The organism is Aurantiacibacter luteus (assembly GCF_001010945.1).
Taxonomy (GTDB): Bacteria; Pseudomonadota; Alphaproteobacteria; order Sphingomonadales; family Sphingomonadaceae; genus Alteraurantiacibacter; species Alteraurantiacibacter luteus.
The window spans coordinates 826,899-839,749 of the sequence record NZ_LBHB01000001.1 but is presented as its reverse complement, the minus strand read 5'-3'; the positions used below and the strand labels follow the sequence as shown (position 1 = coordinate 839,749).

16 protein-coding genes are annotated in these 12,851 nt (G+C 65.0%); 7 read left to right on the top strand and 9 right to left on the bottom strand.

Going from position 1 to position 12,851, the window contains the following annotated elements:
- The first annotated feature begins 39 nt into the window (after positions 1–39).
- A complete protein-coding gene (gene greA, locus AAW00_RS04060; RefSeq protein WP_047002998.1) occupies positions 40–507 on the top strand; it encodes a transcription elongation factor GreA in 468 nt (155 codons plus the stop codon).
- A 22-nt stretch (positions 508–529) separates the two neighbouring features.
- Here greA and AAW00_RS04055 read toward each other — a convergent pair whose 3' ends face one another.
- The 5 genes from AAW00_RS04055 to AAW00_RS04035 all read right to left on the bottom strand — a co-directional run bounded on the left by AAW00_RS04055 (position 530) and on the right by AAW00_RS04035 (position 2,720).
- Positions 530–766: a DUF4170 domain-containing protein gene (locus AAW00_RS04055; protein ID WP_047002997.1), complete on the bottom strand. Its 237-nt coding sequence runs from the start codon at positions 764–766 to the stop codon at positions 530–532.
- 89 nt (positions 767–855) lie between these two features.
- A complete protein-coding gene (locus AAW00_RS04050) occupies positions 856–1,347 on the bottom strand; it encodes a hypothetical protein (RefSeq protein ID WP_047002996.1) in 492 nt (163 codons plus the stop codon).
- A gap of 65 nt (positions 1,348–1,412) precedes the next feature.
- Positions 1,413–1,679, bottom strand: a complete 267-nt coding sequence (locus tag AAW00_RS04045) for a hypothetical protein (protein WP_156169914.1) — start codon at positions 1,677–1,679, stop codon at positions 1,413–1,415.
- A 31-nt stretch (positions 1,680–1,710) separates the two neighbouring features.
- The gene (locus AAW00_RS04040; protein WP_047002994.1) at positions 1,711–2,091 is read right to left on the bottom strand and encodes a phage holin family protein; all 381 of its coding nucleotides are present in this window, start codon (positions 2,089–2,091) and stop codon (positions 1,711–1,713) included.
- A gap of 104 nt (positions 2,092–2,195) precedes the next feature.
- Positions 2,196–2,720, bottom strand: a complete 525-nt coding sequence (locus AAW00_RS04035) for a hypothetical protein (protein WP_241461622.1) — start codon at positions 2,718–2,720, stop codon at positions 2,196–2,198.
- Between the two features lie 173 nt (positions 2,721–2,893).
- Here AAW00_RS04035 and eno point away from each other — a divergent pair, with 173 nt between their 5' ends.
- Entirely contained in the window at positions 2,894–4,180 is a 1,287-nt protein-coding gene (gene eno, locus AAW00_RS04030) for a phosphopyruvate hydratase (protein WP_047002993.1), read from the top strand.
- On the opposite strand, the gene AAW00_RS04025 is transcribed toward eno, so the two are convergent.
- From AAW00_RS04025 to ribB, 3 genes are read right to left on the bottom strand one after another with little or no spacing between them, the layout of a single operon-like run.
- Complete coding sequence (locus AAW00_RS04025) at positions 4,177–5,136, bottom strand: aldo/keto reductase (protein WP_047002992.1); 960 nt, start codon at positions 5,134–5,136, stop codon at positions 4,177–4,179. The genes eno and AAW00_RS04025 overlap by 4 nt on opposite strands.
- The gene (gene ribH, locus AAW00_RS04020) at positions 5,129–5,551 is read right to left on the bottom strand and encodes a 6,7-dimethyl-8-ribityllumazine synthase (protein WP_047002991.1); all 423 of its coding nucleotides are present in this window, start codon (positions 5,549–5,551) and stop codon (positions 5,129–5,131) included. The genes AAW00_RS04025 and ribH overlap by 8 nt, the downstream gene beginning before the upstream one ends.
- Before the next feature lie 2 nt (positions 5,552–5,553).
- Positions 5,554–6,822, bottom strand: coding sequence for a 3,4-dihydroxy-2-butanone-4-phosphate synthase (gene ribB, locus AAW00_RS04015; protein WP_047002990.1), 1,269 nt, complete (start codon positions 6,820–6,822; stop codon positions 5,554–5,556).
- A 108-nt stretch (positions 6,823–6,930) separates the two neighbouring features.
- Between ribB and AAW00_RS04010 the strand changes: the two genes are divergently transcribed.
- Positions 6,931–7,440, top strand: a complete 510-nt coding sequence (locus AAW00_RS04010; protein WP_047003519.1) for a flavin reductase family protein — start codon at positions 6,931–6,933, stop codon at positions 7,438–7,440.
- On the opposite strand, the gene AAW00_RS04005 is transcribed toward AAW00_RS04010, so the two are convergent.
- A complete protein-coding gene (locus AAW00_RS04005) occupies positions 7,437–8,432 on the bottom strand; it encodes a PDZ domain-containing protein (RefSeq protein WP_052761749.1) in 996 nt (331 codons plus the stop codon). The genes AAW00_RS04010 and AAW00_RS04005 overlap by 4 nt on opposite strands.
- Before the next feature lie 157 nt (positions 8,433–8,589).
- On the opposite strand from AAW00_RS04005, the gene AAW00_RS04000 reads away from it, so the two are divergent.
- From AAW00_RS04000 to AAW00_RS03985, 4 genes are all read left to right on the top strand, one after another.
- Positions 8,590–10,074: an oligosaccharide flippase family protein gene (locus tag AAW00_RS04000; RefSeq protein WP_047002989.1), complete on the top strand. Its 1,485-nt coding sequence runs from the start codon at positions 8,590–8,592 to the stop codon at positions 10,072–10,074.
- A gap of 138 nt (positions 10,075–10,212) precedes the next feature.
- The gene (locus tag AAW00_RS03995; RefSeq protein ID WP_047002988.1) at positions 10,213–11,187 is read left to right on the top strand and encodes a hypothetical protein; all 975 of its coding nucleotides are present in this window, start codon (positions 10,213–10,215) and stop codon (positions 11,185–11,187) included.
- Positions 11,188–11,219: 32 nt separating this feature from the next.
- Positions 11,220–11,696, top strand: a complete 477-nt coding sequence (locus AAW00_RS03990) for a hypothetical protein (RefSeq protein WP_047002987.1) — start codon at positions 11,220–11,222, stop codon at positions 11,694–11,696.
- 68 nt (positions 11,697–11,764) lie between these two features.
- Positions 11,765–12,799 carry a DUF11 domain-containing protein gene (locus tag AAW00_RS03985; protein WP_047002986.1) on the top strand — a complete coding sequence of 345 codons (1,035 nt, stop codon included), beginning with the start codon at positions 11,765–11,767 and terminating at the stop codon, positions 12,797–12,799.
- Positions 12,800–12,851 lie beyond the last annotated feature (52 nt).

The following is a 12,851-nucleotide window of genomic DNA, read 5'->3' as shown; positions in this document are numbered from 1 at the left end:
TGCTTTTGACGGGAGGCTGGGGAAAGTCAGGATTTAGCGATGCAGAAAGTGCCGATGCTGGCGGAAGGCTACGAGAAGCTGACCGCCGATCTCAAGGCATTGCGGGCCGAGCGGCCCAAGATCGTCGACGCTATCGAGGAAGCGCGCGCCCACGGCGACCTCTCGGAGAACGCCGAATATCACGCCGCCAAGGAACGCCAGGGCCAGGTCGAGGCTCAGATCGCCGAGCTGGAGGACAAGACCAGCCGCGCGCAGATCATCGATCCGGCCAGTCTGTCGGGCGACAAGGTGGTGTTCGGTGCGACGGTCACGGTTCTGGACGAGGACGACAAGCCGCTGAAATACCAGATCGTCGGCCAAGCGGAGAGCGACGCGAAGGTCGGCCGCATCAGCTACGAGAGCCCGCTCGCGCGGGGCCTCATCGGCAAGAGCGTGGGCGACGAGGTCGAGGTGACCGTACCCAGCGGCGAAAAGTTCTACCTGATCGAGAAAATAGAGTTCATCTGAGCCCTATTGGTGCGAGCCGGGCTTACTTGCCCTTCAGGTCCGGCTCCAGCAGCTTGTGCAGGTGGACGATGACGTATTTCATCTCCGCATCGTCGACCGTGCGCTGGGCCCAGCCGCGCCAGGCCTCTTCCGCGCTGGCGTAATCGGCGAAGTAGCCCACCGTGTGGATGTCCTTCAGATCCTGAAACTCGACCTTCTGCGGGTCGGTGACCCGGCCGCCTAGAACGAGGTGGAGAAGCTGGGGCTGGTGGTCGGACATCTGGAACTTCCTGAAAGCTGAAACGTGAATGCGCGCCCTATCGGCAATGCCGACGGGGCGCGCAAGCGGTTAAAGCACGGGAATTGGGCTCAGCGGCGACCCACTGCGCGCGCAATCGCCTTGCCGGTCTCGCGGCGGGCGATGCGCGCGGCGTCCGCCGTGTCGCCCAGACGATGCGTCGCCGAGCGGCCCAGCGAGCGGGCGCGGTCGCCCATGGTGTCGGAAAGGTCTCCCGCGCGGCGCGCACCGGCCTTGCCGATGTCGCTCGCATCGTCGAGCAGGTTTGCGGCGAAGGCGCTGGCGATCTCCGCACCCACGGCGGCAAGGCCAACGGCCTTCGCACCGCCACGCGCGGCGGCCTGGCGCGGCGCCTTGAACAGGCTGGCGATCAGCACGCCCAGCACGAGCCCGCCCGCGGCAGCGGTCAGCGGCCGTTCCTTGACGAAAGCGGTGAATTTCTCGGTCGCGTCGGAAGCGGTGTCGGCCGCACGCTCGGCGAAGGAACGTTCGGCCAGCGCAGCCTCGCGCTCCTGCGCGGCGGCGATGCGAGCCTTGATTTCTTCGCGCTTCGGATCGGTCATCGAGTATCTCCGGTAAAGAATTGGGGTTCTGCAAATGGAACGGCGAAATCGGGCGCGGGGTTCCGTCAGAACCAGTCGCGGTCCCACCATTCCTGCAATTTATCGGATATCTCGTCCCGAAACATCCAGCCGACGGCAGCGGCTATGGCGACCGCCACTCCGGTGCCGATGGTGGCAGGGTGATCCTCCGCAAAGTCGCGAGTGTCACCGGCGAGGTCGTTTGCGCCCTCGCTTAAGCGATCGACCAGGCGCTCACCCAGTCCGCGTTCGGCGTAACCACCTCGAAGATTTCGCCAATCGGCTTCGACGAGCCGTTTAGCTGCATCGCGCATGGCGCGATCCTCTTGAAAAGCGCGAAGCATCTTAGCCATTATCCGTGCTTTCCTCGGTCTTGTCGTCGCGAACCGCGTGCATCATCCCGCTCCAGGATGCGCTGGCCTTCCACAGGAAAACGCCTGCTGCGACCAGAAGGACGACCACGACAAGCGCAGTTGCCGCCCACGGTCCAATGATCGGGGTAAGCGCGATGATCGCACCGATGGCGAGGCCGATCGTCGCGAGCATGGCGAAGAAGGCTCCCACCGTGGCGAACACGATCGTGCGCTTGAGCGAATCCGCCATGAAGGCGGCCCGTGTCTTCTGAAAAGCAATCTCGGCATCGAAATAGATGCGCAGGTCACTTACCAGCGCTTCGAAATCCTCGACGAGAGAGCGGCGCCCAGCGGATGAGAAAGGCTCATCCACGGGCGCAAATGCCTCGTCCGAAGCGCCGCGAGGAGGAGCGACGAAGTCGTCCTCCCCGGGCGGCACTGGATCGAGCCTGTCGTCCTGTCCCAGTGCCACCTAGATCAGCGGAACAGGCGGGCGAAGAAGAAGCCAACCACGGCGGCGATGCCGACCGCGGCCACCGGGCTGTTGCGAATGGCGGTGCGGCCGTCCTCGGTCAGTTCGTCGAGGCTGCGCTCGTTGAGCCGCTGCGCGTTTTCCTGCAGCGAGCGCGAGGCGGAGCGGGCGTAGTCGCCGTATTTGGCGCCCAGCTTCTCATCCAGCGTCGCGGCATTCTCGTCGATCACGCGGCTGAGACCGGACAGCGCCTCGCTGGCCTTGGTCTTGCCGTCCTCGGCCAGTTCGCGGCCCTTGACCTTGGCATCGGCGGACCAGGTCTCACTCTTGGCCTTCGCGCCGTCGCGATACTGGCCGGCGCGCAGCTTCGCCTCGTCACCGAGCGCAGCGGCACCCGCCTTGGCTTCGTCGAGCGCGGCGTTGAAACGCGACTTCGCTTCGGCCGTATTGGGGTTGGTTGTCGGCGTGGTCGTCGTCGTCATCGGCGGAGTGACGGTGCCGGTGGTGGTGCTGGGCGTCGTGTCGTCCATTGGTACTTCCTTTCGCGTGTGACCGATGCTTCGGTCGGCTCGTGTCCCTAAGAGATGTATTATGGATCCAATACACCCGCGTTCAAGGATTTAACGAATGTTGCAGCGCAAGGTTCCGGCGGATAGGGACCGCGCCTAGCCCAATGCGCCCACCACCCGACGGAGCCTGACCCATGACCGCCATCCTCGACATTCACGGTCGCGAAATTCTCGATTCCCGGGGTAATCCTACGGTCGAGGTGGACGTATGGCTGGAGGACGGAAGCTTCGGCCGGGCGGCGGTGCCTTCCGGCGCGTCGACGGGCGCGCACGAGGCTGTGGAATTGCGGGATGGTGACGCTACGCGTTTTCTCGGCAAGGGTGTGACGAAGGCGGTGGCCGCCGTGAACGGCGAGTTGGCGGACCTGCTGCTCGGCTTCGATGCGGAGGACCAGCGCGACATCGACATGGCGATGATCGAGGCCGACGGCAGCGGCAACAAGGGGCGGTTGGGCGCCAACGCGATCCTCGGCGTCAGCATGGCGGTGGCCAAGGCCGCGGCCGCAGCGCGCGGAATGCCGCTGTGGGCCTACGTCGGCGGCGTTTCCGCCCACGTCCTGCCGGTGCCGATGATGAATATCGTCAATGGCGGCGAGCACGCGGACAACCCCATCGACATTCAGGAATTCATGGTCATGCCGGTCGGCGCGTCGACGCTGGCCGAGGCCGTGCGTTGGGGCGCGGAAATCTTCCACACGCTGAAAAAGGGGCTGCACGAGAAGGGCCTGGCGACATCCGTCGGCGACGAGGGTGGCTTCGCACCGGACATCGCCAGCACCCGCGATGCGCTCGACTTCATCATGGGGAGCGTGGAAAAGGCGGGCTTCAAGCCGGGCGAGGACGTGGTGCTCGCGCTCGACTGCGCGGCGACCGAGTTCTTCCGCGGCGGCAAGTACGAGATTTCGGGCGAAAGCCTCTCGCTGACCCCCGACGAGATGGCCGCCTACCTCGCGAAGCTTTGCGAGGACTATCCGATCCGCTCGATCGAGGACGGGATGAGCGAGGACGACTTCGAGGGCTGGCGCGCGCTGACCGATGCCATCGGCGGCAAGGTCCAGCTGGTGGGCGACGACCTGTTCGTCACCAATCCGGAACGCCTGCGCATGGGTATCGACAAGGGGCTCGCCAATTCGCTGCTGGTAAAGGTCAACCAGATCGGCACGCTCACCGAGACATTGCAGGCCGTCGATGTCGCGCACCGCGCCGGGTACACCACCGTGATGAGCCACCGCAGTGGCGAGACCGAGGACGCGACCATCGCCGACCTCGCCGTCGCCACCAACTGCGGCCAGATCAAGACCGGCTCGCTCGCCCGCTCTGACAGGCTTGCCAAGTACAACCAGCTCATCCGCATCGAGGAAGAGCTGGGCGACGCTGCGCTCTATGCCGGCAGGGGCTGCTTCGGGCGACTGGGCCGCTAGGCCAGCGAACGGGTCAGCCGGTCAAGCTGATCGTCCGACAGGTCGAGCGTCGTGAATTCCAGCGTCTCGCGCAGCTGGCCCACGTTGCGGGCGCTGGCGATGGGTGCGGGGATGCCGGGCTGGCGCACCAGCCAGGCGAGCGCGATGGCAGGCAGGCTGGCGCCGGTTTCGGAGGCAACCTCGTCCATCGCGGCGAGCACGGGCGGACCGCTCTCCATGTAATCCTTTGTCCTGTAGCCGCGCTGGCCTTTGTCGAAATCCTCGGGCTGGCGGTACTTGCCGGTGAGATAACCCGCGGCGAGGCCGAAGAAGGGTAGCATGGCAATGCCGCGCTCGGTGCAAAGCTGTTGCAGGCGCGGGCCGTAGTCGTCGCGGGCGACGAGGTTGTACTGGTTCTGCAAGGCGCGGAACGGTTCGAGCTCGTTGGCATCGGCATGGGCGAGGGCGGCGGTGAGACGGTCGGCCTGGAAGTTGGACGCGCCGATGGCGCGCACCTTGCCGCTCTTGACCGTCGCATCGAAGACATCGACGATGCTCTCGACCTCCAGCTCCTCGAAGTCGCGGTGGGCGTAATAGAGATCCAGATAATCGGTCTGCAGCCGCTCGAGCGAGGCGTCGAGGTGGTCCATGACCGCGCGCGGTTCGTAGAGCGAGGGATCGCCCATCGATCCCGGCGAGCTCGGCTTCTTCGCGCTCAACATGCCGGTCTTGGTGTGGATCTTCATCTCGGAGCGCACGCCGCGCGAGGCGAGCCACTTGCCGATAACGGCCTCGCTCTCGCCTCCCTCGTGCCCCGGCACCCAGGCGGAATAGACGTCGGCGGTGTCGATCATCCGCCCGCCCGCCTCGTAAAAGGCATCGAGCACTGCGAGGCCTTTGTCGCCTTTCGCGGTCCAGCCGAAGACGTTGCCGCCGAGAACCAGCGGAATGCCGGCGATGAAGCTATGGTCAGCCACCGAACGTCTCCCGCACCTTGAGCAGCCGCATGGCCGCTTCCGCCGCTTCGCCGCCCTTGTTCTTCTGCGCCGGGTCCGCCCGGACGAGCGCCTGCGCCTCGTTCTCCACGGTGAGGATGCCGTTGCCGACCGCCACCCCGTCCAGCGTCAGCGCCATGATCGCGCGCGCGCTTTCGCCGGCGACGATCTCGAAGTGATAGGTTTCTCCGCGGATGACGACGCCGATGGCGACGAAGCCGTCGAAACGCCCGCTCTCCGCCGCCAGAGCGATGGTGCCGGGCACCTCGAGCGCGCCGGGTACCGAGATGACCTCCGCGCTATGCCCGACCTCTTCCAGCGCGGCGCGCGCGCCCTCGATCAACATGTCATTGAGATGGGCGTAGAAGCGCGCTTCGACGATGAGGAAATGGGCCATGCTTACTCCGGGATAGCGCGTTCTTCGACGACGGTTATGCCATAACCCTCGAGCCCGACCACGTTGTGTTTGGAATTGGTCAGCAGGATCATCTCGCTGACCCCGAGATCGGCGAGGATCTGCGCGCCGATGCCGTATTCGCGCAGTTCGCCGGGGTTGCGGGCGAGACCGGCAACCTCGTCCTCCAGCATCTGCGGGCGGTTGGGCATCAGCACCACGATGATGCCGCTGCCCGCTTCGCCGATGGCCTTCATCGCGCGTTGCAGAGCGCGCTTCTTCTCCCCCGGGCGGCCGAGCACGTCGTCGAACACGCTGATGGCGTGCATGCGCGTCAGCACCGGCTCGCCGGAGACGACATGGCCCTTTTGCAGCACGAGGTTGGTCGAGCCGTCGACGGTGTTGCGATAGGTGATCGCGCGCCAGTCCCCGCCATAGTCTGAGCGGAAATCGCCCTCGCTGGCGCGGGTGACGAGATGGTCGTGCCGCATGCGGTAGGCGATGAGGTCGCGGATCGTGCCGATCTTGAGGTCGTGGCGGCGGGCGAAGCCGACGAGGTCGTCGAGCCGGGCCATGGTGCCGTCCTCGTTCATGATCTCGCAGATGACGCCCGCAGGGTTCAGCCCGGCGAGGCGGCTGATGTCGACCGCGGCCTCGGTATGCCCGGCGCGTACAAGCACGCCGCCGTCGCGGGCGACGAGCGGGAAGACGTGGCCGGGGGTGACGATGTCGTCCGGCCCCTTCGAGGAGTCGATGGCGACCGAAACCGTCCGCGCCCGGTCGGCGGCGCTGATGCCGGTCGTCACGCCCTCGCGCGCCTCGATGGCGACGGTGAAGGCGGTTTCGTGCCGGGTACGGTTGCGCGCCGACATCATCTCCAGCCCCAGCTCCTTCGCCCGTCGGCTGCCGAGCGCGAGGCAGACAAGGCCACGCCCGTGGGTGGCCATGAAATTGATCGCATTCGGCGTCGCCATCTGCGCGGGGATAATGAGATCGCCCTCGTTCTCGCGGTCCTCGTCGTCCACGAGGATGTACATGCGCCCGTTGCGCGCTTCCTCGATGATCTCCTCGATGCCGACGAGAACGGGCGTATCGTCGTTGGCGGTGAGGAAGCGGTCGAGCTTGCCCAGCGTCTCGGCGGTGGGATTCCAGCCGTCCTCCCCGCACTCGCGCAAGGTGTTGGCGTGGAGACCGGCGGCGCGGGCGAGGCCGGCACGGGTCATGATGCCTTCGTCGACGATGCGGCGGACTTTTTCGATGATCGTGTCGCTCATGCGTCTTCGCCTATCACATTATGGTGTGATGACAAGGGCGCTTAATCACATTGCGCACCAAATGCCCGTTGCGCGTGACCAGCTTCCCTGCCAATGAACCCCTCGGCCATGAGCAGTACTCTCGATCCCACCGGCACCGCCTTTCGCAACGCAATGCGCCATGTCGCTGCCACGGTTTATGCCGTGACCACGAGCCATGGCGGCGAGCGGTACGGCATCCTCGCCACATCGGTCGCTTCCCTGAGCTTCGACCCACCCTCGCTGCTCGCCTGTATCAATCGCGAAGCCTCGCTGCACGACCCGCTGGCGGAGGCCGAGCGGTTCTGCGTCAACGTTCTGGGCCTGGGCAATCGCGACGTGGCCGAGCGGTTCATGCAGCGGGGAGCGGCGGGCCGCTTCGATGTCGGCGACTGGGGCGACGAGCATGGGGTGCCGGTGCTCCGCAGTGCGCAGTCCAGCCTGGTGTGCACGGTGGCCGACCGCCACGTCTTCGGCACGCACACCATATTCGTCGGCGAACTGATCGCGGCAAGTCATCGGCAGGATGCCAAGCCGCTGACCTACTTCGATCGCCATATCGTCGACATCACCGAAGCGCCGGAGCGCGGCGGGCGCTAGTCCGCCGCCGAAAAGGCGACATCGCGCCGCGCCAGCAGGTGGCCGGGCCACGAGGGGCCGCGATGGCTCGGCAGGTAGAGCGCCAGCTCGCGCTCGACCAACTCGGCACGGGCCTCGGGCGAGGGATAGACGAAGCTCGGCAATGCCAGCCCGCGTATCCCGAGGGTCGGTGCGTTGCGGAAGAAGTCGGGCATGGTCGCCGGATCGTAGCCGGCATTGGCGAGCAGGTGGACGGCCAGCCGGTCGGCCTCGATCTCCGCCTCGCGATTGGCGCGCTGGTTGCGGCCGAGCTCGGCTAACAGGCCGCTGTCGATCCCCGCCGCCTCCTTGCGCCGCCGGTGTTCGAGCACCGTGTGCGCGAGTTCGTGGGCTACGACGACGGCAAGATGGGCATCGGACAGGCGCTCGACCGTGTCGTATTGCACCTGGATAACCTTGCCATCGGAACGCGCCATCGGCCCATCGCCCAGCAGAACCTCGACCAGCGAACGACAACCCTGCGGCGCATCGAGCACGACTTGCCGCTGCGCGCCGTCGCGGGCCACGGTAAGCGTCAGCGGCGCGGCCGATGTTCGTCCAGCCATGCGATAGAAAGCGGCTTCTCGCAGTCGCTGGCCGGTTTCGGGCGCGATGTCCGCGACCGGAACCCCGTCGATCGCCACCACCCCGTCGTCAGGCGCGAGCCCGGCGAGGGCGGCGGGCGAACCGGGGAGCAGGCTGGCTATCGCGAGCGGGCTATTGCGAAAGCGTTCGTTCGAGGACGCGGTGCCGTACTGGTCGGCACTGTGCAGGATCAAGCCTGTCAGCGGCATCAGCGCATTGCAGAGCAGCGCGTTGGCGCCCTGCAAGCGCTCGGCCACGGCGGCGAGCCGCAGGTCCTGCGCCTCCAGCCGCGCCCAGTCGTCGGCGGATTGTGCCCGCGCCGGCGAGGGCAGGGCAGTCGCCAGAAAGGCCGCCGCAAATACGACGGTGCGACTGGCGAACATCGACATCGGCAAGCCTCTCCCATGATTGCGCCCGGCCGGTTGTGCGGACAGGGGGCGCAAAAGACAATGCGCGACTTTGCCCTTGGACTCGCGCGCCAACCCCGCTAGCGCGCGGCCTTCGTCGGACCGCGAGCCGATCGCAACGCGAAGGCAGGCATACCGTATGGCGCAGCAAGGCGAATTAGGCCGCTCGGCACGCCAGTCCCTGATCTGGGGGGCGGGGTTTCAGTTTTTGAATCAGGCTATCCAGTTCGGTACAATGCTTGTGCTTGTCCGTTTGCTGACGCCTGCCGATTATGGCACCGTATCGCTGGCTCAGGCTATTCTTAACGCGCTGACGGTGTGCAGTTTCGCCATCTTCGTACAGCACGCTCTACAAGCTCGCGATCCCGCAACGATCGATTGGCAAAGCCACTGGACCGCAGGGGTAGCGATTAACGCCCTCATCTTGGTGATTACGCTGGGCGTGGTGCTTGGCCTATCGCAAAGCGCGAAATACGAGGCGATTGCCGCACCGCTCGCCGTGCTGGCGGCCAATTTCGTTATCGGCGTCCCCGCTTCCTTGCGACAGCGGATGCTGGAGGCGAACCACGAATGGCTCGTACTGCGCTGGCTTCTTTTCGGAGGAACGGTTGCCGGTCTCATGGCGTCGCTGCTCTTGGCTTGGCTGGGCGCGGGGTACTGGGCGTTGGTCGCTCCGGCGGTAATTTTCGGACTTCCATTGGCGGTCGACCTTTTCTGGCGCAGCGGCTTTCGCCCGCGCTGGACCTACGATCACGGTTATTACGCCAACGCGCTCAGCTTCGGGTTTCAGCGGATGTTCTCCGCCGCGGCTTCGCAGGGTCGGACCTTTACCGAGCAAGCGCTCGTCAGCGGGGTGTTCACCTTGGCAACGCTAGGAATTTACACCCGCTCGGCGGGCTTGGCGATCATGTTAGTCGGCCAGATTGGAGGACTGGCGATTGCAGCGCTTTATCCGGTCATAACCCGCGCAGAACACCGCACGCCCCGGTTTCAGCGGCTCGCGGCTCTGCTGTTACGCGGTGTGATATGGGGAATGGCGCCGGCTGCACTTTTTCTCTGGAGCGTTCCACGCGAGGTCGTGCTGGTACTGTATGGCGAACAGTGGCTCGCGGTGATCGACCTCCTGCCTTGGGCGGGCCTGTCGATCGGTGCTTTCTCGTGTGTGCAGATGTGTACCACTCTGATGTTGGCAAACGAGAGCCGGAAGCTGGTCCTTGCGATCGATATCGCTACCAGCGTGCTCGCAATTGCGCTCGCATTTGTGTTCATCCCATCTGGCCCGAGAACCTACTTCATGGCGACCGCCTCGCTGGGCGGTGCCATGATACTGGTCTCATGCGTTGCGATGGTCCGGACCCGGGCGATTGACGTGCGCGGGGTGGCAGAAGGACTTCTTCCACCCGCAGTTGCCGCGATGGGCGCCGCCTTTGTGATGGCCCTCGTTCATTCGTCGGTCGCTCACTTGCGCCCCTTCTTTGCCTTAACCGCGGCTGGATCGGTCATCTGCCTCACCTATATGGCCATCCTGCGGGTAGCCTTTCCCGAGGCGTTGCGGGCGCTGGCGGAAATCCTGCCGGGCGCGCCCGTGCTGCTGCGTCTGCTTGGGTATCGCCGGGGCGATTAACTCTTCACATTGAAGGAAAGCAGGCATCCGACCCGGAGGTCGAGATCGCCGATCAGATGCGAGTGGTCGATTCAATCGCAGCCAGATCCTTCCTCGCCATTAACCATTCTCTTACGGGATAGCGCGTAATTTTCGGGCATGAACCATGCTCGCCTTAAAATCGGCTTCGCCTTTGCGACCGTCATCGTCTCCGGGATCTCAACGCCTTCTTACGCGCAAAGCGTCGAGGCTGGCACCATTATTCAAAACACCGCGCAAGCGACGTTCTCGTCGCCGGGCGGTCCTGCGACGGTCACGTCCAACACCGTCGAGCTCACTGTCGACGAGTTGCTCGATGTCACGCTGACCTCGCTGGATGGTGGGGCAATCGCGGCGACGCCGGGCAACCAGACGCTTACCTTCGAACTCACCAACACCGGCAACGGACCGGAAGCCTACTCGCTGACTGCCAACCCCGCGGTGGCGGGCAATGATTTCGACGTCACCATCGACAGCATCGCGATCGACACCAACAACAACGGCGTCTTCGATCCGGGCGTCGACGAGATCCTTACCGGCCCGGCGATCACGCGATCGCTCGATGCAGGAGAGGCCATTACGGTCTTCGTCAACGTCGTCGTGCCCTCGACGGTAGCCGATGGCGATCAGAGCACGATCGAAATGACCGCCGATGCCGTGACCGGTACAGGGTCCCCGGGCGACGTCTTCCCCGGTCAAGGCGAAGGCGGCGTCGACGCCGTCGTGGGCAGCACGGGCGCGACCGCCACCGCTGCCGGTTCGCTAGTAGCCGGGATTACCACTGTCGAACTCGTCAAGACGCAAAGCGTGCTCGATCCCTTCGGCGGCACCAGCGTCGTTCCCGGTTCCATCGTGACTTACACGATAACGGCCAATGTCACCGGCAGCGGATCGGTCGCCGACTTCGTCATCACCGACGCCTTCCCCGCCGGCACCACGTATTCGACCGGCACGATCACTCTTCGTGGAGCGTCGCTGACCGACGCCGCCGGCGACGATGCGGGCGAGGCTGACGCAACCGGCATCGCGGTCGATCTGGGCACCGTGGCAGCCCCCAGCAGCCAGTCTGTCGCCTTTAAGGTCGTTGTCGAATAGCTCTCAACAATTTTTCTCAAGGGTCTGACATCATGAAGATTCTCAAGTTTATCACCTCCGTGCTCCTGTTTGCCGCCGCTCCCGCTGCAATGGCGCAGGATGCGGCTCAGCCGATCACGCTGGAAGCCGACGTCAAGGCCGTGGTCGAGACCACCGCCGCGGATGGCACGAAGCAGGTCGAACTGGTGGAGCCCGGTACGATCGTTCCTGGCGACCGCCTCGTCTTCGGTACCAATTACATGAATGGCGGAACCGAGCCGTTCAACAACTTCGTCATGACCAACCCGCTTCCGGCCCCGGTGCGCCTCGCGCCCGATGCCGATGCGGATCTGGTCGTGTCGGTCGACGGGGGCACCACCTGGGGCCGCCTGGCCGAACTGGCTGTCGCCAACGAAGACGGCACCAGCCGCCCCGCCGAACACCGCGACGTGACGCATATCCGCTGGACGCTCGCCGTGGTCGAAACCGGCGCAAGCGGTCGCTTCGAATATCCCGCCATCATTCGCTGAAAAGCGGACGAAAACCGCCGCGCCCGCGGGCGGTCCATGTCGTGGGCACCACATCGAGGACCAGAACAATGGGAAGCAACAGGTATCTGCTGGGGGCTGTGAGCGCCATCGCGCTCGTCGGCTTCGCGGCACCTGCGATGGCTCAGGAGACCAGCGCAGGAGAACTCATCACCAACAGGGTTACCGTCGACTTTCGTGTCGGCAACGTCCAGCAGACGGCGGTCGAGGATAGCGACACGTTCGTCGTCGATCGCAAGATCGACGTGGTCGTGGCAGCGGTCGGCGCGTCGCCGAACGTATCCTCGGGCGAAAACCAGATCGTTCGTGAATTTTCCGTCACCAACCTGTCGAATGCGACGGTCGGCTATCAGCTGACCTTCCAGTCGACGGGCGACTACGTGCCCGAAAATGCCGTCATCTTCATCGACGCCAACTCCAACGGCAGCTTCGATGCCGGAGAGGAAGTGACCTTCCTCGACGCGCTGGCGCAGGACGAGACCGTCAATGTCCTGGTGCAGTTCGACGTTCCCGCCGACACTCCCAACGGCGATACGGTCAACATCATCCTTGTCGCCAATGCCTACGAGGCCAACGATCCGGGCAGCGAGATCGTCGCGAGTACGGGTCCGGATGACCCCACAACTGTCCAGACGGTCCTCGCCGATGGCATCGGCGTTGCCGGTATCGACGCCGAATATGCAGGCGATCATGCCGACGCCCATGCGGTGACGATCAATGCCGCCGCCATGACCGTGGAGAAGTTCAGCACCGTGGTCTGGGACCCCGTGAACCTCACGGTCGATCCGAAGGCCATCCCCGGTGCCCGCGTACAATACTGCATCGCGGTGACGAACGCGGCGGGTGCGGCTACGGCCACCGGTGTCACCGTGAACGACGACCTGCCGGTGCAGGTGACGTTCTACCCGGATGCCTACGGCACGACCGGGGATGTCGTCATCGACGGCACGCTGTCGGGCGGCGTGTGCAGCGGCGGCACGGAAGTCGACGGCTACACCGCCGCCGACACCACCGTGAATGAACTCCTCTCGGACATTCCGGGCGGGACCACACGCACGCTGTACTTTACGGTCGAAATCAAGTGATCCGGCCGGACTGACCGGAATCTGACGTGACCAGCCTACGGTCCTTGATGCT